A 22,711-nucleotide genomic window follows, 5' to 3' on the forward strand; every position below is an offset into this window, starting at 1 on the left:
ACATCGACTCGGTATAGCCGTCCGCTCCGCGCATCGCTTCAGTCTCAGTGTTGTCCGAATCTTTGTTTCAACGTTTACCCCTCCCGCCCGGATGACGTATGCGGGAGGTATTTCAACAGCCTGCTAGGTAAACGACCGTGGGACTGCAAGCGTATCGGGCGGTCGCGACGCGCCACTGCATTGTGCTTGGAACGACGGTCATGCTCACCCACACACCGCTGGAAATTTTAGCTCCCGCCCGTATTGAGTTAATCACTGAAGTGCTTTCTCATTCTGCCTAATGCGCCATCCTTGAAATGCCATTTGCATAATCGACGTCTTCGAGAAGCAGGGATCAGCTCTCCACCAAATGATGGATGTTTCATCCTGTTCTGGACAATATAGTAAGAAGTGTGTCGACAGCTCACCATCCAGTTCCGGTACGGAGAGCGATTGGAAAGGAACGATCATGGCGTGGACAAACGAACCCTCTCTTGGCGATGCCCGGAATGGCCTCGCGGCCGTTACGGCCGACGCTTCCGCCCCAGGGTCTGGATACCGAATCTATGCCGTCGGAGGCAGCGACGGGAACGAAGCGGTCGCAACGGTCGAGTCCTACGACACGCTAGCCAAGAATTGGAAGACGGTCAATTCGATGAACACGGTGCGGTTGAATCTCGCCATTGCCTCGAGCCCGGGTCGCGTCTACGCGATCGGTGGATCGGACGGAGGCGGCCCTTTGGCGACTCACGAGATTTACGACCTGGCCGCGGACACCTGGTCGGCGGCGCCGTCGCTTCCGACCGCGCGCGACGCGTTGGGCGCTGCTACCGGCCGTGATGGACGCATCTATGCCATCGGCGGTTTTAATGGCGCTTACCTTGCTACCGTGGAAGCGTATGACCCGTCGGCCAATGACTGGATTACCCGCGCGCCGATGCCAACGGGGCGATCCAATCTGGCCGTCGTTGCGGGACCGGACGGCCTCATCTACGCCATCGGTGGTCAAAACGCGAACGGCGTCGTCGATGTCATGGAGATCTTCGATCCCGTGAGTAACTCATGGGTGTCCGGCGTATCGCTGCCCGCGCCCCGTTGGGCGCTGGCGAGCGCAGTCGGTCCGGATGGGTTAATTTATGCCATTGGCGGGATTGGCGGAAATGGTGAGCCGCAGGCTACTGTTTATAGTTACGATCCAACGACGAACGGGCCATGGACAGTCGAGCCTTCGTTGCTGACCGCTCAGGGACTTCTGGCAGCCGATACGGGCCCCGATGGACTCATCTATGCCATTGGCGGCCAAAATTTCAGCGCACCAGCACTCAGTACGGTTGAGGCTTTCAGGGTTTCTACCAACCTGGTGACTCCGGATCCCTATATTGGCAACGGCACCTACCAGTCTCCCGACATCATCCTGCTGGATCCCAGCAATAATCCTGTTCCCCTTGGAGGCGCTCCCGGCGGGGCGTGGGATACACTTCTGCTTCCAAACACGTACTATGGAATCCAGACTGTCATATACAACGACTCCAATGTGGCAGCGACAAACACCGTAGTCAGATTCTGGCATTTCCTTGGCGGCGTTGGTACCGCCGGGGCGCAGGTCGATGAGCAGGTAACGACTGTTCCTGCGAATGGATCGGTCACGGTTTCTTCGGCAAACCCGTTTCTAAGCGGAGGAGCCGGGCAGCACGAATGTGTTGCGGTGAGTATCGCCAATCCGGAGTCACTTTACTTCAACGTCGATCCGATGAACGCGACAGACGTAATCGACCCAACCGTCGCGCATCCTCCGGGTTCAAGTCACTTCGGATCGGCCTGGCGGAACACGAATTCGACGGTACTGGGTCAGGGAGCGCGATGGCTATTTCCGTTCCAGGTGAGCTTTGAAGGAGCCGAACTGGCGAGCGTCAGGGTGGTCGTCACAGCGTCCCGAGTTCCGGCTGGGTGGGAGCACGTTGGCGCAATTGCGGAACTGCGGAGAACGCTGGACACCGCCGGCGTCAACCTGCGGATGCCGCTATTCCTCGTTCCCGAAATCCGCTCGCATCTACAAGTTGCCGATATGGGGTTGAAAATCCATCTGAGCGATTCCGAGGAAGAGGGGGAGCGCACCGCTGGCGTTGCTGCGCACAGGATGACGCTCAAGCCCGGCCAAAAGACGTCATTCTCGGTCTCCGGAACGGTTCCGCACAACGCGCGTCCCGGCGACGTCTTTCTGGTCAACGTCGAGGCACACTACCCGTCCAAGGTTGGGAGGAGGCCGGCGGTCGTCGAGTATCTGGAAGTAGTCTATGTGAAATAGGCGCACGACCCGTGGTCATTGCAATAGACGTGGTGCAGGGAATTGCCTGCTAGGCTTGGCACGTCGCAACTGAATGCACCCTGGCAGCAAGCGGCTGCGTTTCCTGCCAGGATGCATTTCGTGAGGGCAACCCACTCAGGGCCTAGCCAGCATTGAGCATAAGCGTCGCCACCGTAACGTGCGGCCATAGAACATTGTTAAAGATAAGGATAACCAATTGAGAGTACTGCAGCTGCAGGAAGGTCTGCTCCCCCCAATACGGTTCGATCGACCATATCGGGTCGTTGCTCTGCGGCCGGTGCACCGGATGCGGTAGAACTGGACCATCGAACGGAATGCGTACCCACTCTATCCAGAAGGTCGCGCTTGCAGAATAGACAAACGCATTGGGAATGGTGCCGGGTTTCGTCGCAGCGGCGGCTGGTTGTATGGCAGGGGCGGCAGTGGCGGTTCTGGATTTGCGACTCCCAGAAATGGGATGTTGCTGATGGATTCGATTCCGCTACCAATGCCGAGTGTTGGAAGTCCATTTAGCGACTGGGTGTCTGTGGTGAGATTTATCGTGATGGTACCCAGAATATCCTGATCAGCAATCGCATCACGCAGGACCGAGTTGGGATCGTTCACGAAACCCTGGAAGGCGTCCGGGTACGGGCCTGTGCTCTGCGAGCCGGGCGCCAGCGTATCCTGAGGGATGTCAATCTCCGGGACCTTGTGCTCACTGCCGTCGGGAGCGATTGGCTGGATTCCAACGCCCGGAGGGTTGGGTCCTGGAGGAACAGGCGGCGGAGGAACGAGAGGGTCGAAGGGCTGGAGGCCTGGGTAGCCCTCGAAAGGGATGAGCACAGGGATATTCGGCGCGCCAGGGGTTGGCGTGGTACCTGGGTCTGGCCCCTGCATCAGTACTGTAACCCCATGCGGTATGCTTGCCATACGCACGATCGAGGCTTGGTTTTGGGTAGCCTCGCTGCCTGGCACTCTCATGAACAGCCCAGGCTCGATATGCAACGCTTGGCCGGCAGTTTGAGAGTACCCTGGCGGTAGTACTTTGGGGCCCGGCGCTGGGTCCGCGTCGGTCACCCGCTGTAGGTAGTGCAGGCCGTAAAGATTAAGGTCAGCTTGGGTGTTGAACCCGCGGTTGGGTACCACTCCCGGGATGACCTGAAAGTGGAAGCTTTCACTCGTCAGATTGAGCTCCAGGAACCGGTGGATCGCGCTGTTTTCCGGCGGCTGGGTGTTGTCGGGCCGCCAGATCGCGTTGAAACCACTCCCAGTCCAGCTCCCTACCAGCGACGCGAGTGCGCCGAGTTGCAGCGCCGTAGTAAGTGGCCCCTGCTGAAACCGGGGTGGCCCCGCATGATGCCGACGGCCAGTACTTGAAGTCATGGTAGATCCTCCTTGATTCCTGCCTGATATCGCGGGGCGTAGTTCCGGAAGGCGGGAACTGGAATCATGGCCGCGACAGGCGGCGACCACTGCGCAATGAGATGGGCGCGCAAACGTGTCCTGCGCTGACGCATTTATCTGGATCCATGTAGTGTAGAAAATAAATAGACTGTTGCGCATCCATCATTTGATGGAGTACAACTCGGCTCCATAAGTCGGCTCTAATTATTCTGGAGTTCTTAAGATAGCATTCACAATATTGTAAGCGTCGAAAGATCCGGCGCCCACCTGCACGTTCTCGAATGCGTCGACCGTTGCGTGCGCACTGACGACCGTACTCCATTCCGAGTCCCAGTGCCTGACACTACGGCTGTCCCCTTCGCAAGGCAGTTAAGGTTCGTCGCGCGTACCGGCAAGCCGATCCGGCCAACGTGCTGTCCATAGCGAGTCTCCCGAGCGATGTGATTCTCTTTGTCGTGTTGCAGCGCTTGCGACTCCGTCATCCGTATTTGCCGACGCACGATCGAGGCGTTCCGCTAGCGCACGCAACCGTCGAGATTGCGGGTGGCTGAGACCGGTGTGTCGCCGCGACCTGCGTGATGCGTGAGCGCCAATACTGGTGACCGAAAATGGCCAGCGCGTCAGCGCAGATTACGCGCTCGAGATGGGCAATCGCGGCGTCGAGATTCCGGACGGTGTAAGGGCTCGGCAAACAGGGCGCTGCTGCTTTTTGCGTAGGGTCAGGCACAGAGTCTGCCGTACTACGCGCCACGACGCAGCCTCGCAGTCTGTCCCGGCGAGATCTGCACAGATATCTCCCCGATGCGGACCAGTTCTTCCCAATTGCACGCAATACCATGTTCGCATAGGTCTCGAAAAAGGCGGAACATGTGCATGTCCGACAACGCGTGCCGCAGCGGCTCGCATTCGTCGAGGCAACGTTCTTCGGGTGTTTCTGTGGCCGACGCCAGGACGGAAAGACCATCGAGCGTCGCCACCAGGTTTTCGCCGGTGGGATCGAAGCACGGATCGGATTCATGCAGGATGCAGAAAACGTCGACGCGAAGATCGGGCAAACCCGACGAGAAACGTCCATTCCCTTTCGACGGACCTGCTTCGCCACGCAAGGTCGCGGAGTGTCGACGAATCCAGTATTCGGCTTTCGAGAGGCTGTTGTTGAGCATGCGGATCGCAACAAGTTCGTTGGCGGACATGTCGGCGAGACTCCGGTGGCCGTATGAAGATGCTGTCATTCACTTCCCCATGCAATGGTGATGAGCGCATGATGGGGCCGCATTCGGACACGTCGTGTCCCGAAGCGTCGGGATTTTTCTATTGGGCCTGTCGCAGTCTCGATGAGGTTTGTCTCGATGGATATTTGCGTGGATGACATTGCCACCAGCGCGGTGCCGTTTGGATTCCCGTCAATGGCGAAGAGATATCGCGCTCCGAAATCTGCGCCTCCCCGGCGTAGCGGCCGCATGAACGGCGGGCGGAGTCCAGAGGCGAACGACAGACGATGAACTCCCCGTTTGCAATTTGCAGGGCTGGCGCGTTCACGCCGTACGGCGCATCACCCCAGGGAGAGTGGACACGGCGTCCCAAGGTCCTTTTCCGCTGGAGGGCCTTCAATCCCAATCGCTCGGATTTCCGTCGCCGAGGGCAGAGCTGACGGGTTGTTGCGCGGGCAATCGACCGCGCGGCTTCCATTTCGTTACGCAACTAACTGTCTGCGGCCGAAATCCGGCAGCGCCGGTTCCCGGCGCGTGACCCCGCTCAGTAGGACCGGCGGCGTGGCCGCTTGCCTCGTGCCGGGCGTCCATCTCGTCAAGGGTCACCGCATCCGGCATTTTTCCGAGGAAGTGAGGCTCGACGCGGGTTACATTGGAAAGGAGCGTCCACCGATTTCTCTCTCGTAACAGGGCTCGAAAACGAGCGTATTACGAGGAAGGAAAGCATGGAACCAAGACACGCCAAAGTGCTCACCCCCGCGAAATTCCGCCACCTTTTGCGCGTCACGGAAGCGACGAGCCGCTTCCCTGAACGTGACACGTTGATCCTGCTACTCGGCGTCACCTGTGGTATGCGGGTGACCGAGATCGCACGACTGGAGGTTACTCACGCGCTCACACGTTCGGGCGCGCGTCGCGAAGAAATCGCCTTGCGGGATCTATCACCAAGGGGTGCCGGCCGCGCTGCGTCTTCCTCTCACATCCCATGGCGCTCGAAGCCTTCGATCGATATGTCGAGTGGCGGTACATACGTGCTGATGGCGTCTTGCTAGACAAGTGCGAGTATCGCGGCCTCATGCCTCACTCACGACTCATCCTCACGCAGAAGGGTGGCCCGTTCGAGCTGAGTGTGAAGCGTCGTGTCAATATCGAAGGCGAAGCTGTCGAGTATCTGGCTGCCGACAGCCTGCAGAGTTACGTGACGAGTCTGTATCGCTCCGCTGGCCTCGGAGCAGGGTACAGCAGCCATTCAGGGAGAAGGACATTCGCCAGCCGACTTGTCGCCCAGGGGCACTCGCTTGAGACCGTTCAGATCCTCCTTGGGCATTCGCATCTTGATCATGTCGCACCATACGTGGACATCACTGCACGCGAGCAGCGGGATGCAATTGGAGCAATTGATTTGGGAGATTGACCGGATCATTAAAGATACGGCGGCTGGCGGCCGATAACGGTGCAGTAGACCTGTAACGGTAGAACTAGACGATGAAAGCGATCTGTTGGATTGTTACGCCAGATGGCGCGTCCACCGTACTCCGCAGCGTAGTTCACCGCAGCATATTTCAATATCCAATTCGCATAGTAGAAACCGAACGTGCTAACAAAATCGATCACGCTGTGCAGCCTCGCTTTGACGCTAACGGCTTGCACCGACACCGGGCCGATCAAGATTGGCCCGGACACTTACGCCATCTCGACGCGCGTGCCCCTTGGTGGGCCGGCGTCCGCAAAGGGTCAAGCGCTGCAGGAAGCAAACGCATTCTGCTCGACGCAAAACAGAGAGATACTGCTCCAGCATGAGCAATCAAGCGAATGCGCGCTGCATGGGGGCTGCGGTGAGGCAGAGATCGAGTTCTATTGTCTGCAGCCCGGCGATCCTATGCTCAAGCGCCCGGAATTGAGGGCTGAGCCCAATCAGCGGATCGAGGTCGAGCAAAAGTAGAGCGTTTGAAGTAGCGAAAAGGGGAGCGCCGGAGGGCAGAGTGGAAGCCGAATCGTTAAGCGGTGACGTTGTTAGGGCGAAGCATGCAACACATTCTGTTCTCCGCGAGAGAATCGTCGAACATGTCTTCATAGGCGACGCTATGCGGCGTCTTTGGCAACTCGGGGTGACGGACGTTGAGGTGCTTCGTGCGGAGTTCGACGCAAGCGGCTACGACCTGGTTATGTGTTGCGGCGAGTTGATGCGACACGTCCAGTTCAAAGCCTCATTGGTCGATGGCTCGCGCGGTGACGTCTCCATCAACCAGCGGCTAGCGCACGCGCCAAGCGGGTGCGTGATTTGGCTCGCAGTCACGGACGATCTTGAGATAAAGGAGTACCGTTGGTTCGGCGCCGAGCCGGGTTGCCGACTGCCGGACCTTACCAACTATGGGCTTGCGCGTCATACTCGGGCAAACGCGCAAGGTGTAAAGGCCGAGAGGCCGAATCAGCGCGTACTTGCGAAGAGTGCGTTCGAGCTTCTTGGCAACCTAGATGAGGTGCTCAAGCGCCTGTTCGCGATCAAGCGAACGGCATAGGAAAATTACGCGGTGATTTTCGCGCGCGCGAAACAGGAAAACGCACTCGGAGCGATCATGGACTCGCGGCAAACGCACTGTTCGCAGCTGGTGAAGTTCGCATTTCTCATCAACCTGCTGGGATTAGTTACCGTGGCGACAGCCGGAACATCGTTGACGCCGGAGCAACGACAGGACATCGTTTCGCACGGTGTGGCGACGTGCGTCGCGCAACAGGAACGGGATTCCTTGGCGCGGGAATTGACGCAGGAGCAGTTGCAGGAATACTGCCAGTGTGCAATGAATCGTACCGTGGATTCGCTGTCGGTTGAAGATCTTGGCAGATTTCTTCAATCGAAAGACATGGACGTTCTCCGGCCGTTCGTACAGAAAGCATCTGAGTCTTGTACGGCTGAGTTAGGGCCGAAGTGGGGCTATCCTCAATAGGAAAACGCGATGCGGTATCCATCGCACGGAGAACAAGATGACTCGCTTGCTGACCTTTGCTGTCTCATGTTTGCTTGCTTCCGCATGCGTTTCGGCGCGAGCAGATTCGTGCGACGAAGACACGTTGCAGAGTAAAGATAATGACGGCACGTACCTAATCATGCAGTCTGGCGCTGTCTACGAAGTAATGGCGGGCGATAACATCGACAGTGCGCTCTGGTTGCCAGCCGAAGATGTGATGGTGTGCTCGCGGACGATTGTCTATCAGGGGCGATCGGTACTGGTCTACGACATCATCAACAAAGACGAAAACGAGAAGGTGGGCGCGATCCGTCGCCGCTGACGCCTTCGCCATAGGAAAAAGCCATATGCAAGAGCGTCAAACACGAACGTCGCGAGACCGCGCTCTGTATAGAGGTGCGTGGCTTGTCGCACTGGTGCTGTTCGTCGTTATCTGCCAGCTGGGAAAGCGATAGGTAAACGGAGATGTCACTGTTGCTTCCATCCCATGCCACTAGTTATGCGTCAGCGCTGCACCGCATCAAGTTCGACTTTCTAGACTGGCGGCGCGCGAACCGGCCTCTCTCAGTTGACGTTGATAACGCGATAGCGCAGGTGCTTCGGTCGATTGAAGCGGCCCTGAATCCGCCACTGACGCATCAGCAGGCGTGGGACCGAGCAATCGGGGAGGTAAATTTTCAAATCGGGATGCTCGAAGTAATTGCGATGCACGACAACCTCTGTTACGCGTTCGTCTGCGGGCAGAAGGCACATCTGATCTCCTGCGGTGTTTTACCTTGAGAACAAGCAACTATGGAAACGATGATGTTCGCGGCTTCTTCGGGCAATGTACTTGTGTCGCGCTACGGTTCTTGAGAACTGGCGTGACGCATAGGAAAACAAGGGAAGCGAGATGAATCAACCGGTTGGCCAACAGTCTGGCGGGATCGCCGTAACGGCCGTGAAGAAATTTTGGTTCGCCTTTCTCTTTGGAGCGCTGGTCATCGCCTTCATTCTTCACCCGCCTGCCACGAGCGCAGACTACGCGGGTTGGGTCCAAGCTTTCGGGTCCGTCGGCGCGGTCTTCTATGCGCTCAGTATCGCCTCAAGCCAGCGACGCGAGGCGAATCGTCTGGACGTCATGCGGCGCTCGGGCAAGCTCGCTGCCGTTCGGCGGATCACTGAGCACGCAGTCAATATTGTTGGCGACGCAGTTGGTGCGCTTTTTGATCGCCGCATTGCTGAGCGCTACGTCGCGAGCTACAACGCAATCGCCTTCGAGGAAGCTTTTCGCGTCCTTCAGCAGATTCCAATGCTTGAGTTGGTGACCGTCGGCGCAGTGGAAGGCGTAACGCTCATCAAGGAAGCAGTGAACACGACGAAAGAGTATTTGGATACTTTGCGGCGCAATCCGACGATCATTCTCCAAGATCATGCCAAAGTCGCAAGAGTCGCCGCAGACATTCAAAATCAGATTGAGACAGGGCGCCAGAAGGTCGGTGCGGAGATCATCCGGCTCCTGAATGAGCTTGCACCTTCGTCTCAGATCGGCTAAACCGAGTCCATTGAGCATCGGTAAATTTCGCCGGTGCCGCCGGCACTGGAAAACACAGAGCGGAGGGCGGATGGGGCGCTTTGACCCAACGGAACAGATCGGGGTGAATGCTGTTCAACAGATCGTGCTGAACGAGCTGCGTTGGATTTTCCGCGAACAGCCGGTAATCGACATGGGTATCGACGCCCATATCGAGCTAGTCGACCGGCAGCCGACGGGAAAGCTTATCGCTGTCCAGATCAAGACCGGTCCGAGCCACTTCGTCGAGAAGGCGGGAGGGTACATCTATCGCGGATCGCTGACGCACCTCGACTACTGGACGAATCACTCTCTGCCGGTCATCCTCGTCGCCCATCTCATCGAGAAGGGCGAGACATACTGGGTGCAGGTCGAGGCGAGCCGGGTAAAGCGCACCGGCAAATCATGGACTATCGAGATTCCCAAAGTAAACCGGCTGGGCGCAGGTACGCGCGCCTCGCTGACGGATGTATTCGACGGTACCCCGGCACAGCAGCGCATGCGAAAGTTGGTGATCGACGAGCCACTCATGCGGCACGTAAGTAACGGCGGAAAGGTGTCCGTTGAGCTGGAAGACTGGATACACAAGAGCCTCGGGCGAAGTACCGTACAGGTCTTCGTTCACGATCATCAGGGAAACGAAACGTTGCGGCAGGAATGGCTGCAATATTTCACCGGGTACAACATGAAAGCCCTGGCCGAGGCGCTGTTCCCCTGGGCAGTCTCGACGGTCGACGAAGAGTATTATGACCTGTACGGCGAGCCATCTGCGGCCTCGGCTAGATTCCTGGAGGAGGGCGACGTTTACCCGTATGCCAATTCAGCTGGGGAGGTCGATTGCTACCGCCTCAGGCTCGATCTGAATGAGCTCGGGGAGGCGTTTCTGCTCGTGGCTGACTACGCTTCGGGCGACGAGGTATAGGACCGTGAAAGTTTCGAGTCGAAGTCGTCGTCAGCGTAGTGCTCAGGCATCGGTGCTATCGCACAACCGGCGGGATGTGAAATCTCAGACGTCGATCGATCTCCCTAAGATGCAGGGTCTTTTCATTCGCGATCTTGCAAGCTCGGGTGCGCGATTTCTCGTGATCGGTGGGAAAGCCATGCAAGCTCTTGGCATCGAAAGGGACACAGTCGATGTTGACATTTGGGTATCTCGGGACGAGCCGACAGTCGAGAGCGTCTTTGTAACCTTGAAGAGGTTTTGCGGTGCGCCCGATGTGTTTCGCGAACGCCTACGGGAGCCAAATATTCGCGTGCCAATTCCGAGCGAGCGAGATCCCGAGATTGACATCCTGACGTCGATCGGAGACTTATCGTTTGATGAAACGTACGGTGCCGCGGACGAGGTCGCCTGGCAGAAGCTCGTACTGCGCGTCCCGAATCTCGACGATATGATCCGAATCAAGCAGGTAGCGATAGCGTCGACCGAAGGTCGCATTGCGGCTGGCGAGTGGAATGCTGCTGGCGTCGAGGAAGCCCGACGTGGAATTGCTCGCGACGAGCGAGACATCGCACTCCTTCGCCAGCGAAAAGTATAGGAAAACCAAGCGGATCTTTACATGCTCAACCAGGAAGTTGTGCAACCGTATCACCCACCGCGATGTCCGAATTGTGGGCTGGATACCGACCCGAGCAAACCGTTTTGCGCTCGATGCAAATTCGATCTACGATATGGAACCGCGAAACGGCTCAAGTCAGGCCCTTGCATCTATTGTCGAAAAATTCGTAGGTTTAGCGAAGAACACATATTCGGGAAATGGCTTAAAAAGTACTACCCATCCCGCTACAGAGGGACGTGTCACTCGCTTTCTCGCCCCGAGCGTATTGAATTCTGGACGGAGGTACCGTTTCATAGCGAAAGCGAGCGCTCGACGAAGGCGCCTTACGACAAGGTAGTCATGAACGTTTGCGACGAGTGCAATAACGGATGGATGAGCAGGTTGCAAAACGAAGCCAAATCCGTAGTCAAAGAACTCGCTGACGGCAAATGGCCTGAGCTTACCGACGCGCAGCGAAATGCCGTCTCGCGTTGGGCGCTAATGGTGTCTATAAACTTCGAGTGCAATGCGCGGATGCTGCGGACAACACAGTTGCAGCGGACGCGGTTGAGGGATGGGACTATGCCACCCGGTTGTCGCGTATCGATCGGTCGCATGACCGACGCGAGTTTTGCTGGAGCTAGCTCCTGTCAAACTGCGGAGCTTCCGATTGAAGTGCGGGGCGGCGAATACTTGACAATCCAGAGCACCTATTTTTGCGTCGAACATGTGGCCTTTCATATGATCACCTCCTTGGGTGATCAGCTTCTCGCCATAGGCATGAGGTATGGCCTTCACGGGGCTCGACTTCCTAGGATGCTATGGCCAGTTCTGGAGTCTGCGGCAGCCACCGAAAGCGCTCGCTTGGATAAGCGCGATCTGGACAATTTGCAACCGTCCATCACGGACGGTTCACGAGGCGCCACGAGTTGACGTCTCGCGCGATAGACGCATAGGAAAACAAATATGGATAACACGCCGCAACGCAAGCGCCTGTTCGTCGGTGGTCATCTTCACGGACACGAATTGCCTGTGGGAACGGCCACGGTGACGGCCATTCGCTACCATTCGCCGGAAGACTTTCCTACCGATCCGATGCGGACGGACGAGTACCGTACTCTCAAGCTCACGCTGAAAACGCCAACTGGCACGAAACGGCAGCGTTTTCGAGTGTTGCGTGGAATCAAGCGCTCGCGGGCGCTACGGATGACCCGCAGCGACCCAGACCGTTTCTGGAACACGCAGTCAGATAAGTAAATCGGAAATTAGGAAGAGCGATGTCGCAAGTCGAAAACTTTCAGGCAGGCGTGGCCGCCGCAACGCAGGGCCCGGAGGGAAAAGTAAGCCTTAACAGGTTTCCCGTTCATGATGCGTCCGGCGACCTCTATGACTGGGAAACCCATTCGCAAGGGCAGCAGCTCGTCCATGTGGACGTGTGGCATGGATCCGGGCGGCGGTTCACGCAGTTTGACAATCGGTACTGCGGTTCGGGAGAAGGGGAGTCCCACGGTCGGGGTCACTACCTGACACCCTCGTGCCGGGGCGCGGAAAAGTACGCGAAATACGACGCTCGGGCGAACGGCACAGCCACCCCCCTGTTGTATCGCTGCCGGGTCGCGCTGGATCCCGGCCGGGTCATGAACTTTGATCCATCGTACGGAGGCGCGTTGCTCCTGCCCGACTCGCCCGTGCGCAGGCGCATGGATAGCGCGCAGCTTGCGCGATTCGCGGCCAATCCCAACGAGGCACTGCTCGCGCTGAAGGAAGCGTACGGGCCAGTCGGTGCCCGCGACAGGATGAACCGTGTATGGGGCATCCGAGCGATCCACGCTTGGGTGGATGGGCAGGTCCCCACTTTCGTCGTGCTGGATGGTGCGGATATCACAATCCGCGAGGTGTGGGAGTGGCAACGCGTCGACGCGAACTTGTGGAGTTGGGAACAGGTCGCAGGCGATCTTCCGGCACTTCATGCGCAGGAGGCGAGCCAAGCTACAAGCGAAAGCGCCAAAGCTGCACCTCGAGTTCCATCATCGCGTGTTTGAATGAAAATAGGAAAGACAGGGGGGAGGCGAACATGTCGAATCCAACTGATGCGAAGATGATGGATGTGCTGATGGGCAAGCAATGGACGCCTGAGCAGGCGGAGGCGGTCACCTCGATCGTCACCGAAAGCGAACGTGTCAGGAGCAAACAGACGCGGCGCCGACGCAGTGGTTCTAGAGTGGTGAAGGTGGCGATCCGCCGCTGTGAACGCATCTGGGGCGCCGCATACACTCCAGACGCCTATGCCGCGGTCCTGGCGGATTTGAGATCGTAGAAAGCAACGGAAACCAACGATGTCTCACGACTTATCTTTCCATGTCGTCAAATGAACCAATTCTTGCTGTCTCGTCTACCTGGAGTTGTGCCAATGCATAGGCCGCTATTCGTTGCGCTACTCGCCACAGCGTCTTCGCTTGCATCTGCGCAGCAAGCCCAACCTATCGACGACTGGAAGCAGATATCCAGCGTCACAACAGCCTCGTCTAATGGCGAGAAGCTCGTCACGACTGAGTCCATCGTCCCTATCTCAATTCAGCCACTTAGCAACGGGCTCGCGACCTCCAGCATGATGGTCCGCTATTTCGTTGATGGGCACCTCGATACATACGAGATTGGAACGGCTCAGTTCGATTGCGAAACGCACCGCCGCGGCTTTGTTGACCTAGTTTCGTTCAATCCGAATGGCACTCCGCGAAACTTCTCGCATGGGGAAATCGCTCGGTTCGATGACTTCTGGCGCGTAGCCGATCGGGATATGTATGAGGCCGCCGGCGCCTCGTTAACGACGTTGGAGTATGTCTGTCAGGCCGCGAAGCGATCGAAGCAAGGATAGGGCGGAAAATAGAAGCGAACGATCGGCGTCTGCCGAAACGGAATCAGGATCATGGAAAAGATAACAATCGCAACCGCATCAGGAAAGAAGATTTCAGTCAACGCCCGGAAGATCGAGGGGACCCCTCCCGAGGGTGTCGGCACTGTCTATGTTCTGCTCGACGCCCAAGGAGTTCAGCAACCAGCAAGTTTCGATAGTTTGGAAGGGAGGAGTCGAGAGATCGGCTTCTTCGACTGCATCGAATTGGTTGGCTCAACCGCTTACGCGTTCCGCTACCTCACCAGGGAACGTGTCATCGAAATTGGGAATTTGGTTACCCCGTCGATGACCAATGACGACGGCGAATCGCGGCAGATGTAAGACGCTTAGCTGGCCGTATTCGACCTCTTCAACCGAACACAGAGAACATCTTGCGCGTATGTGCTCCGCAACGGCCGGAAGCCGGGATAGAAGAGCTTTAGATGAGACCTGCACACGAACTCAACCAGATCGCCGGCTTCGGCGGCGGCTTCATAGTCTCGGCCGATCAATACTCGGTCGCCGAACTGAACCAGATGGCCGGGTTCGCATCCGCTAGCGGCGCGCGAATCACAATGAAAAACTGCGGTCATCTCGCGCTACATGAATTGAACCAAATCGCCGGCTTTGGCAAAGGGGCGGTCGTTTTCGACTTCACCGGCTAGGTAGGAAAACTGGTTGGGCGAGACGCCGCAGGTGGCTCGATGCGTAGCACGGAAATCCGCCCGAGCGCTATTGCATGAGGTACGAAGGCACGCCGATGCCAGCTGATCTGGATAGCGGTATGATCCTGCGCTTCAGAAGAACGTGACTGAGGCGAAGGAGAGTGCGATGAATAGCTATGTCAGAGTTAGGGCTTGCCCGGATCCCAACAATTTCTTTGACGAACTCATCCCCGAAACGGGGCTGGTGACTTGCGGCTGGCGACTGACCACGCACCGGATACCTGTGCCTGTGTACAGCCCGCAGTCGGACAAGGACGGGAAAGTCACCTTCGTCGATACGACGTGGCTGCACGCAGAGAGCGACTGTGAAGAAGGGGAGTTAGCTCGCTTCAGGCAAGACAAGTTACCTGTGCTGCTGCAACTTGTTCAGGCCCTCGGTGGCTATCGACAGACGTACCTGGCGGGAAGCGTCAGGTTCAGCATGTTCTATGAGGAGTTCGTGAAGGACGGCGTCAGCAGTAATATCGAGCCACATAAAATCAATATCGGCGTCGACATCCTTAACTTCCGCGTCAACGATGGGAATGGAAACATAACGTTCGATGCGCAGCAGGACAGCGCGGAGAAGGCGCGGCGGGCACTTCAGGACACCCGGGACAGGCTGCGGGCGGCTAGCGCCAGTTTTTCAAAAAATCTAGATGATGATTTTTTTCGCCGTGCTTGGGAAAGCTTCAATCTTGCCTTTGGCGCGGATGAACATGCGATCAGCCACCTGTACGACGTACGCGATGCCGTAAGCGAGAAATTTGATCAGGAAGGTCAGTCAGCCTGCAAGGCGCTCGGGCTAAAAAAGGCGGAATGGACAGACTTCGGAAAAGTGTTTAACGACGGATCTGTAAAAGGTGGTCGACACAACGGTCAGCATCCCGCTCCAATGAGGCCGATGTCCGATCAGCAGCGAGAAAAGGTCATACGGTTTGCCAGGACCATATTATCTGCATATCGAGATTATCTGGACAATCAGGCCGCCAATGACGCAAAGCCCGCCAGCTAGACCGGAGGCGGCTCCGGGGGGGGGCACTGAGGTTCCCGCCGTCTGGAAAGGTTGAGCCGCTTTCTAGGTAGCAGTTCTGATGGCTCCAGCCGGGCTGTGCAGATCGCGCATCGGCCTGTAAAGGGAACTGTAATTGCACCGGCTTCGCGCTGCTGTTCACCGCGATCTTCTTTCCCTTGGCGCGGCGGCTGTGCGCATGGATTTGGCCTGGTGAAGTGACTCGCTGCGCGTGTCTCGTTGCCACCGGGGCGATCTATACGCTAGCGCCAGCGCATATTGCAAGAAAGAGGGTGATGAATGAAACCACTGCGAGGCTTCAGCGCTGCTAATTCAATCCCTCGCTCACCGTGGCCATGAGTTCCCCGCTGGGTATTCCAATGCAAATGGCCGTCGTTTCGGATCTGGTCAAACCTGTTATGGCTGTGTCGGGAAGCGTGTGCTTTGCACAGGACTGGGCGTCAATTCGGTAATGTTTGCCCCAGGTACTTTCCACGCCTGCGTCGTCGCTCCATATCCGGGTATTTGGGGCAGGCAAGGTGAGCAGGCTCGTCTTGGAGTACGTTGTCTTATTTGAAAAGAGATGAAGCTCGCAAGCATGACAACGAGGTCGGCAGTACACGTGACAACAGAGCGCTTATCGAGGGGATTGAGCGGTATCGTTTCGGACGAATCTATCCAGCAGCGGGCGCGTTTGATTTCGACGGCGGCAAATTTGTTGAGTTCCATCCAGGACAGGAGGTGATGCAGATCCCGGATCGATGACGCTGGTATGCCATACACCGCGCGAAAGTAGGTTAAATCGAGATGATCGTGTGAAAAGTGATTTCGGTTTCTCGTCGTTGAAGTCCTGATCGATTAGACACGCGTCTGCTGGAGAATGGAGGCAATTGCGGCGAACAATGTTTGACAGCTGTAAGGTGCAATTCTCGCATTACGAAGGATGCGTGAGCTGGCAACGCATTGACCAGGCCACGAAAACCGCCGGACAATAGCCTTCTGGCAACATGGGAAAACGAGAACAGATCATGAATGTATTTGTTGCTATTGATGACGCAATGGGCGGAGACCAGTACGCTAGTGTTCGTCGGACTCGACCTGATGATCGGCCAGGAGCAAAGGTTCGTGAGGTCAAGGTAGTTGGTGCGCAGACCGGCCCGCAGTTTGTCTATGTCGCGCAGACCTACGACCGGACGATGGACGTCCATCGCTTTGAAGGCGTGTACGGTGATTATGAAACAGCGGATCGAGCATCCGGTCCTTAGCGTCAAGATTTGAGCCAAGGAAAATTCGAAGGAAGCCAATCAAATGTGTCTGGCGCCAGACGCGCCCCGTGCATCGGCCGGTAGCCGTCATCGAAAGTTATGGATTTTCAATTTCAACCTACAGCATGGTTTGGGACCACGCTACCGGTTTTCGCCGGAACGTACGAGGCAGAACTGAGTGACGGGCGGGCGATACCGGTCAAGTTTCAAGCTTCTGGATGGGACCTAGCCTCCGCAAGTGTGAGCCGCTGGCGTGGTCAGCAGGTCTACCTGACCGAAAAGCAAACAACTGGCTTACGACGGGTGATCCACGCGGGACGGTACGCGGCGGTTAAGCGCGAGGCGCAAGAAGCAGCATTGTGGTTGGCCAGAAGTTTTGTTATTCGCGCGGCTAATGACGCGCAACCAGAAGACCAACGGACTTACTTAAAAACAAACGCCTGCGGTTGGTACCAGATTGCGCGCCGTCTTGGTGTTGACATAGCCAGTAATGTTGCGCCCGCGTGGGAAGCCGACGCACAAGCGCTTGCAAAATTCTGGCCGGAGTTGCCTTCCGAAGCTCAGGCGCGAATTACTGTTATGGCAGACCGTTTTAAGGACGGTTCCGGCGACCGTCTGTTGTTTGACTAAGAAACCGCCCGCTTCCGCGGGCATCGGGAAATTACTGCGATGCGCGATCTGTTCATCTTGATTCTGCTCGCCGCAGTCTTCACCATAGGGAAGGCACTGGTCCGCGTTGAGAACGAGCGATATGCGCTTTGGCTCGGTATGTGCCCGAATATGGATCAGACGTTCAAGGATATGCGAGCCGGAAATCAAGATGCATGGAAATGCATGAAGACCGTTCAGACACGGACGGCGTGGTGGTGGCATCTGTATTACGCCGTCACTGACCATGACTGATGCATCGGAAAACGACAGGAGAAGCGGCGTGGCTACCATCAATGTCTATGTGAAGCTGAAAGGCGATGACGCTGTGAAGGCAATCCCCGCGACCGACGCGATAGATGACGGCTTTACTCTCATCCTGAAAGACGTGGACAAAGTGGTGGCGCGTTTCCGGCTTGATCGCGTTGAGCATTGGTATTCGGAACCGCTTCAAAGCTAATAGAACGGAAAATGCATTCGACGCGCGAGCGTCCCGCATCGGCCGGCAGCCGACGCCAAGGGTTAGGTATATGACAGTTATGTGTTTATTGGTGGTGTTGCAGACGGAGAGGCCTACGACCTTCCCGACCACGTCGCGACCTCGCGCCATTCATTCAAGCTCTCGGGCGACTTTCCGTCCGATTCGCTGCGTCATCACGACTACGAGCGCCAAGTGTTTGTTGTTCGTCGTCGTCACGCGGTGGAGGATGAGGAAGAGCCGTTCATGGTTTGGAATGGGCTTCCGAGAAGCGTGGTTGATGATCTGATCCAGGCACGCGCCGAGGTTAAGGTGGTTTCGAAAGTGATCTGATATCGACGCCAACAAAAACGCCCGTGCGCACTCTATTCACTCTCGTTCCTTGCGGTGGTTTTCGTGCTCGGCAAAACGCTGGTGCGGGTTGAAAATGAGCGGTATGCGCTTTGGCTCGGGATGTGCCCGAACATGCGCGAGACTGTTGCGGGGATTGCGGCACAAAATCCGAGCGCTTTGAATAAATGCACGGTGGAGACTCGGACCGCTTGGTGGTGGCACCTCTATTACGCGATCACGGACAACGGTTGAGTCCAAGGAAAACGCCTAGCGCGAGAGAGCACCGCACGCCGGCTGGTGACCATATTTGCAAGTCCATCTGCTAGAGCAACACTTAAAACATTAAGAACCGGGTCTATATGGCAGCGTCTACAGCGGTTGTAGCAAGCGCCGTCGCTGCAAGTGGCATCGTAGCGACGGCAAATAGCACCTTCTATTCAGCCTTGATGGCAGCGTTGGCTTCGTTTGCTGGTACTGCCTTGGCTGCTGGAGGTGCGTTCTGGGTAGCACACTTGAACCGCGCACATGAGCGGGAACGTGAGGCTGTCCGACGCGGCTTCGATTCCGCCGGCTCGCATATGGCGACGGTTGCCTTCGACAACTACGTACAATTTTGCGAAGCCTATGCGGAGGAGTATCGTAAAGCGCTGATAGTACTTATCCGCAATGGACCATGCGAAGAAGCTATGCACCACTCAGGTCTGCTTGCTCAAGTGCGCCAGAAGTGGATTTTATGGGTCACATCGGACATCGATGAATCGCTGAAAAAATTTGAGAGCGTAATGCTCAAAATGGGTGGCGACGCGCACCTGACGAAGCCTGAGTTGGCCGCAAGCGTGCCGGACCGCGGCGAGATTATTCAGCGGATGTACAGAAGCTTTTCGATGCTCGTGGGGTTCGGTGAGTGGTCCGGAGAACAACTCACGAAAGAACTGGCGTTTGACACCCTCATGGGCGCACTCCGAGAAACCCTAGGTACGGATCAGTTTGGACGTCTGAGACAAATGACCATAGAGCGAGCGCTGCGCGACTTTGACCGTACAACGAGCGAAGCCAAGAGTAGCCACGTGTAGGATGAATTGAAGAAGATATCCGGGCCCGCTACTGAGACAACGGAAAATTCGACACGTTGCGTCACGCTATAGATAGCGTGACGCAACATTCAAGATAACGAGAAAAAAGACTAATCAACACTATGGGAACGTTGGCACTGTGGTTTGAAGCATGCGTCCGATGGCGGCTTCCTCGCGTTAGTTTGAAGGAGACCCCGTTAGGTGATCAGGAATATCACTATCTGATCTCTGACCAAGGTGGGACTGCGGTGGGGGAATTCGCAACGACGATGCTTCCCGGCGATTCGATCATTTACGTGAGAGGTATCCAGGTCAAAGGCCAGTACCAGTGCAGGAGATTTGCCACAGCCGCCGTGTTCAAACTTGCACGCCAGCATGGAAGGCAATTGGTCCCGGTGAAGGAGACCGGGACGGGAAAGCACTTTTGGCCGAGGTTGCGCAAGTGGGCTGGAATTTCCTTTCTCGTCGGAGAGAAGATTGAACAACAGGAGTTGCGTGACATCGTGGCCTCACGTCACTCCGCGCCCTCCCCATGATCGGTGGCCATAAATCCGCAGAACACCGGAAAATTGACGGAGGTCGCGATGGCAAACCATCTGCTTCATGAGCTCCGGCAGGACGAACAGGACGGTTTTACCGCTGTGTGCAAGAACCACCACCGTTCGGTCGACGAGTTTGAAGTTCGGGACGAAGATCAGTTTCCGGCAGGTGGCACGGTTGGACCGATCAGGCGAGAAGTGACGGTGGCGCTGCGTGGCAAAGACGCAGCGCGACTGTACGATGGCGGCCACGTTAGCCACTGGATCGTGGACTTTGAGAAAGACCTGAAAGCCGGCTCCTTCGACTAAGCGGAAAACGCACAAAGAGCACAATGCAGACCATTACCCGACAGGCTTGCCCCGCGTGAGCGAAGCGCGAGGGGTTCCATTGATTTTTGGATTTCCGAGCGAAGAGGATTTTGAGCGGCAGGAGCGTGGAGAAGTGATTCTTGCTGGCTGTATGGTTGACTCGGACAGTGACATGCAGTGTCGGAACTGTGAATTCCAGTGGTCTTCGATTCAAGGGTGTGGAGAGAAGGCGGAGCGCGGCGCCGTAGAGAAAGCCACGGTGCCCGGATTGGGTCTCCAGTCGCGAGGGCGGTTGGGCGAACCATCGGCGCGAGACGCGGCAGGCCCGCGCCGATCGGCTACGCAACCGCGCCTGCCGACTCCGAGAGTATCGTTGATCCCAACGATCGCCGTGTTCGTGGCGGCAATGATCACGACGTCGTTTCTTGTAGGTGCAGTCGCGTGTTCGGATGGCTGGGCCTCAAGGTCTATAGGCCGATCGGGGGCGCGTTCTCATCATGGCGGCGTCAACCACCTTCCTGGGACGCTTCGGCTGTTGTCTAGCCTTTTTTTGGCTTGGTTTTTTCACCTGTGGCGCTCGAAACGGGCGGAAAAACGTTAGTACGCTTGAGGCGAAAGCATAGGAAAGCACGATGGATGAAATCACACAGTCTCAATTGGCGGATTCCGCTGAGACCGCGGCGGGGCCGGAATTTATGGCTAGCCGCGAGCTTGCGGTGCAGTTGGACCAAGTAACCGCGCGGACGGAACGGTATAAGAACCTACTTGACATGCCGCGGATTAAAGTTCTGGAGCCGATCGCCCTTCTCAAAAGCCTAGGCAGCAGTCTGCAACACATCCAGTCCTTGAGTGTGGTCAAGGTCGATTCCGCCAAAACGGCTAACCAGATAGTGACCATGAGCCGAGAGGGGTGGTATGTCGACAACAAGATGGGCGTGAGCCGACCGCGTACTTTTAAGGCATACATCGATGACGGTCGGACCGCGGAGGCCGAGGCCCTGATGGTCGAACATTTCACGCGGCGTTGCGGAGACATTCATGCAGAACTGGCCGCGGCCTATCCGGCGCGCAGAGCTATTCTGGATCAGGCGTTTGCGGCGCACGCCAGTGGCCAGTATCCGCTGTCGATTCCCGCTCTCCTTACGCAGGTAGATGGCATCTGCGCTGACGCGTTGCAAGCGTCGTTCTTTTTGCGCGCCAAACGTGACAAGGCAATCAGGGGGATGAAGGTGCGGGCAGGATCAGAACTGGCGCTGGCGTACCTTGCGCCGCTTGATACGGATATGTCCATCTCGATGTCCGAGTCGTCGCGACCCCCAGACTTTTCTGCCCTGAACCGGCACATGGTCCTGCACGGTGAGTCGACTGATCATGGGACGCTTTCGAATAGCCTGAGAACCATATCCCTGCTCAACTTCATTGCGCAGGCAATCGAGCGAGACCCCCCAGAAATCGCTCCCACGTAATGCGCGGGTCACACAGGAAAACGGATATAGCGGTGCAAACATACAGGGGATTGAGCCGTTGCATGTGCTTTATATCGATGTGAGGTGCTATCAAAACGAAGACTTGGTGGCCAGTTACGAAGGTAGTTTATCTGCCGTCGTTCGCACAAAGCTGGCCCAAGGCTGACCTGATCCGGAATCTTTTCAAGAATATGCTCTGGAAAATTAAAGACTCGAACACGTACGTTTTCGGCTCGGTCCACCTATCAAACTCGTCGATCCTGCAGCTTCCGGACGTGGTGGAGCGCGCGTTTTTTGAATCTACACGGTTGATTCTCGAGGCTGACCAGAGGTTGCCGCCAGATCCGTCGCTACTGATGCTGCCACCCGGCATACAGCTCGACAGCCTCGTTCCGAATGAACTTTTTCGCCGTGTTCGTGCTCACTGGAGCAGGCTCGGACTTCCAGAGGAAAATTTGGTGAAATTTCGACCGATTGTGGTCGGGATAAATCTGCAATTCCTGGAGGCAGCCCGTAATGGTTATGTCGTAGCGCTCGGTGTCGACACCATCGTCCGTGAACGGGCGGAGAAGGCCGGGAAAGAGATTCGTTACCTTGAGAAATTGAATGATCAGCTAAGTCTGCTATCGGGAACGCCGACGAATGAACAGATTTCATTTCTCAGCCATATTGCTAACCAGGCCGATGCAGGCTTGTCCGAGGTAGTCGACATGATCTCGGCATGGCGCAGTAGTGATATTCAATATTTCGAAGACCTTCTAGACCAACGGAGGAAAGATTGGCCTCAGATGATTGATGATGTACTGACGAAACGTAATATAACTTGGGCGCCACAGATCGCGGAACTGGCCAAAGGTCCCGGGCGGAATCTTGTGGTTGCTGGTGCATTGCATCTTTTAGGCGAGACAGGTCTTCCAACTTTATTGCGTGAATATGGACTTACTCTCGTCGAGTCATAGTGATCGGGAAACGAACCATCCGGTCTGCCTGGGCGTTGTTATCAGCTTCGATGACAGCCAGTAGCAGCGGGATA

General features: G+C 56.6%; 28 protein-coding genes and 1 pseudogene. 24 read left to right on the forward strand and 5 right to left on the reverse strand.

The features are described 5' to 3' along the window. Positions 1-448 precede the first annotated feature (448 nt). Positions 449-2,284: a Kelch repeat-containing protein gene (locus AB3X98_RS40345; RefSeq protein ID WP_368606697.1), complete on the forward strand. Its 1,836-nt coding sequence runs from the start codon at positions 449-451 to the stop codon at positions 2,282-2,284. A gap of 348 nt (positions 2,285-2,632) precedes the next feature. Here the strand turns inward: AB3X98_RS40345 and AB3X98_RS40350 are convergent, their stop codons facing one another. Continuing rightward, positions 2,633-3,670 (reverse strand): hypothetical protein, encoded by a 1,038-nt coding sequence (locus tag AB3X98_RS40350; RefSeq protein ID WP_368606696.1) that lies wholly within the window; start codon positions 3,668-3,670, stop codon positions 2,633-2,635. A 761-nt stretch (positions 3,671-4,431) separates the two neighbouring features. Continuing rightward, positions 4,432-4,884 (reverse strand): hypothetical protein, encoded by a 453-nt coding sequence (locus AB3X98_RS40355; RefSeq protein WP_368606695.1) that lies wholly within the window; start codon positions 4,882-4,884, stop codon positions 4,432-4,434. Positions 4,885-5,887: 1,003 nt separating this feature from the next. On the opposite strand from AB3X98_RS40355, the gene AB3X98_RS40360 reads away from it, so the two are divergent. The 5 genes from AB3X98_RS40360 (at position 5,888) to AB3X98_RS40380 (ending at position 8,190) form a co-directional block, all read left to right on the forward strand. Next, positions 5,888-6,316 carry a tyrosine-type recombinase/integrase gene (locus tag AB3X98_RS40360; RefSeq protein ID WP_368606694.1) on the forward strand — a complete coding sequence of 143 codons (429 nt, stop codon included), beginning with the start codon at positions 5,888-5,890 and terminating at the stop codon, positions 6,314-6,316. A 180-nt stretch (positions 6,317-6,496) separates the two neighbouring features. Further along, a complete protein-coding gene (locus AB3X98_RS40365) occupies positions 6,497-6,844 on the forward strand; it encodes a hypothetical protein (RefSeq protein ID WP_368606693.1) in 348 nt (115 codons plus the stop codon). Between the two features lie 40 nt (positions 6,845-6,884). Continuing rightward, positions 6,885-7,421 (forward strand): hypothetical protein, encoded by a 537-nt coding sequence (locus tag AB3X98_RS40370; RefSeq protein ID WP_368606692.1) that lies wholly within the window; start codon positions 6,885-6,887, stop codon positions 7,419-7,421. A gap of 12 nt (positions 7,422-7,433) precedes the next feature. Next, on the forward strand, positions 7,434-7,847 hold the full coding sequence (locus AB3X98_RS40375) for a hypothetical protein (RefSeq protein ID WP_368610429.1): 414 nt from the start codon (positions 7,434-7,436) through the stop codon (positions 7,845-7,847). Positions 7,848-7,884: 37 nt separating this feature from the next. Then, positions 7,885-8,190: a hypothetical protein gene (locus AB3X98_RS40380; RefSeq protein ID WP_368606690.1), complete on the forward strand. Its 306-nt coding sequence runs from the start codon at positions 7,885-7,887 to the stop codon at positions 8,188-8,190. A 242-nt stretch (positions 8,191-8,432) separates the two neighbouring features. On the opposite strand, the gene AB3X98_RS40385 is transcribed toward AB3X98_RS40380, so the two are convergent. After that, complete coding sequence (locus tag AB3X98_RS40385; protein ID WP_368606689.1) at positions 8,433-8,621, reverse strand: hypothetical protein; 189 nt, start codon at positions 8,619-8,621, stop codon at positions 8,433-8,435. 139 nt (positions 8,622-8,760) lie between these two features. Here AB3X98_RS40385 and AB3X98_RS40390 point away from each other — a divergent pair, with 139 nt between their 5' ends. The 9 genes from AB3X98_RS40390 (at position 8,761) to AB3X98_RS40430 (ending at position 15,570) form a co-directional block, all read left to right on the forward strand. Further along, on the forward strand, positions 8,761-9,402 hold the full coding sequence (locus AB3X98_RS40390; protein WP_368606688.1) for a hypothetical protein: 642 nt from the start codon (positions 8,761-8,763) through the stop codon (positions 9,400-9,402). A gap of 70 nt (positions 9,403-9,472) precedes the next feature. Further along, positions 9,473-10,342, forward strand: coding sequence for a DUF4365 domain-containing protein (locus AB3X98_RS40395; RefSeq protein WP_368606687.1), 870 nt, complete (start codon positions 9,473-9,475; stop codon positions 10,340-10,342). A 109-nt stretch (positions 10,343-10,451) separates the two neighbouring features. Then, complete coding sequence (locus AB3X98_RS40400; RefSeq protein ID WP_368606686.1) at positions 10,452-10,958, forward strand: nucleotidyltransferase; 507 nt, start codon at positions 10,452-10,454, stop codon at positions 10,956-10,958. Between the two features lie 966 nt (positions 10,959-11,924). Further along, positions 11,925-12,215 (forward strand): hypothetical protein, encoded by a 291-nt coding sequence (locus tag AB3X98_RS40405; RefSeq protein ID WP_368606685.1) that lies wholly within the window; start codon positions 11,925-11,927, stop codon positions 12,213-12,215. Positions 12,216-12,235: 20 nt separating this feature from the next. Further along, the gene (locus tag AB3X98_RS40410) at positions 12,236-13,000 is read left to right on the forward strand and encodes a hypothetical protein (protein WP_368606684.1); all 765 of its coding nucleotides are present in this window, start codon (positions 12,236-12,238) and stop codon (positions 12,998-13,000) included. 32 nt (positions 13,001-13,032) lie between these two features. Then, positions 13,033-13,275 (forward strand): hypothetical protein, encoded by a 243-nt coding sequence (locus AB3X98_RS40415; protein WP_368606683.1) that lies wholly within the window; start codon positions 13,033-13,035, stop codon positions 13,273-13,275. A gap of 609 nt (positions 13,276-13,884) precedes the next feature. Next, complete coding sequence (locus tag AB3X98_RS40420) at positions 13,885-14,193, forward strand: hypothetical protein (RefSeq protein ID WP_368606682.1); 309 nt, start codon at positions 13,885-13,887, stop codon at positions 14,191-14,193. A 101-nt stretch (positions 14,194-14,294) separates the two neighbouring features. After that, positions 14,295-14,516: a hypothetical protein gene (locus AB3X98_RS40425; protein WP_368606681.1), complete on the forward strand. Its 222-nt coding sequence runs from the start codon at positions 14,295-14,297 to the stop codon at positions 14,514-14,516. Positions 14,517-14,682: 166 nt separating this feature from the next. After that, complete coding sequence (locus AB3X98_RS40430) at positions 14,683-15,570, forward strand: hypothetical protein (RefSeq protein WP_368606680.1); 888 nt, start codon at positions 14,683-14,685, stop codon at positions 15,568-15,570. Positions 15,571-15,895: 325 nt separating this feature from the next. Here AB3X98_RS40430 and AB3X98_RS40435 read toward each other — a convergent pair whose 3' ends face one another. Continuing rightward, positions 15,896-16,189, reverse strand: a complete 294-nt coding sequence (locus AB3X98_RS40435) for a DUF6216 family protein (RefSeq protein ID WP_368606698.1) — start codon at positions 16,187-16,189, stop codon at positions 15,896-15,898. A 20-nt stretch (positions 16,190-16,209) separates the two neighbouring features. Further along, positions 16,210-16,350: pseudogene (locus AB3X98_RS40440) on the reverse strand (hypothetical protein); the annotation flags it as partial. A 245-nt stretch (positions 16,351-16,595) separates the two neighbouring features. On the opposite strand from AB3X98_RS40440, the gene AB3X98_RS40445 reads away from it, so the two are divergent. The 9 genes from AB3X98_RS40445 to AB3X98_RS40485 all read left to right on the forward strand — a co-directional run bounded on the left by AB3X98_RS40445 (position 16,596) and on the right by AB3X98_RS40485 (position 22,637). Then, complete coding sequence (locus AB3X98_RS40445; protein ID WP_368606679.1) at positions 16,596-16,832, forward strand: hypothetical protein; 237 nt, start codon at positions 16,596-16,598, stop codon at positions 16,830-16,832. A gap of 99 nt (positions 16,833-16,931) precedes the next feature. Beyond that, positions 16,932-17,462 carry a hypothetical protein gene (locus tag AB3X98_RS40450; protein ID WP_368606678.1) on the forward strand — a complete coding sequence of 177 codons (531 nt, stop codon included), beginning with the start codon at positions 16,932-16,934 and terminating at the stop codon, positions 17,460-17,462. Positions 17,463-17,501: 39 nt separating this feature from the next. Next, the gene (locus tag AB3X98_RS40455; protein WP_368606677.1) at positions 17,502-17,735 is read left to right on the forward strand and encodes a hypothetical protein; all 234 of its coding nucleotides are present in this window, start codon (positions 17,502-17,504) and stop codon (positions 17,733-17,735) included. A gap of 28 nt (positions 17,736-17,763) precedes the next feature. After that, positions 17,764-17,940: a hypothetical protein gene (locus AB3X98_RS40460; protein ID WP_368606676.1), complete on the forward strand. Its 177-nt coding sequence runs from the start codon at positions 17,764-17,766 to the stop codon at positions 17,938-17,940. 81 nt (positions 17,941-18,021) lie between these two features. Next, entirely contained in the window at positions 18,022-18,291 is a 270-nt protein-coding gene (locus AB3X98_RS40465; RefSeq protein WP_368606675.1) for a hypothetical protein, read from the forward strand. A 359-nt stretch (positions 18,292-18,650) separates the two neighbouring features. Then, on the forward strand, positions 18,651-19,364 hold the full coding sequence (locus AB3X98_RS40470; protein ID WP_368606674.1) for a hypothetical protein: 714 nt from the start codon (positions 18,651-18,653) through the stop codon (positions 19,362-19,364). Positions 19,365-19,948: 584 nt separating this feature from the next. Next, positions 19,949-20,212, forward strand: a complete 264-nt coding sequence (locus AB3X98_RS40475) for a hypothetical protein (protein ID WP_368606673.1) — start codon at positions 19,949-19,951, stop codon at positions 20,210-20,212. A gap of 632 nt (positions 20,213-20,844) precedes the next feature. Further along, positions 20,845-21,678, forward strand: coding sequence for a hypothetical protein (locus AB3X98_RS40480; protein ID WP_368606672.1), 834 nt, complete (start codon positions 20,845-20,847; stop codon positions 21,676-21,678). 191 nt (positions 21,679-21,869) lie between these two features. Continuing rightward, a complete protein-coding gene (locus tag AB3X98_RS40485) occupies positions 21,870-22,637 on the forward strand; it encodes a TraB/GumN family protein (RefSeq protein ID WP_368606671.1) in 768 nt (255 codons plus the stop codon). Positions 22,638-22,711: the final 74 nt, after the last annotated feature.

The organism is Paraburkholderia sp. BR14312, from assembly GCF_040948675.1.
GTDB lineage: Bacteria > Pseudomonadota > Gammaproteobacteria > Burkholderiales > Burkholderiaceae > Paraburkholderia > Paraburkholderia nodosa_A.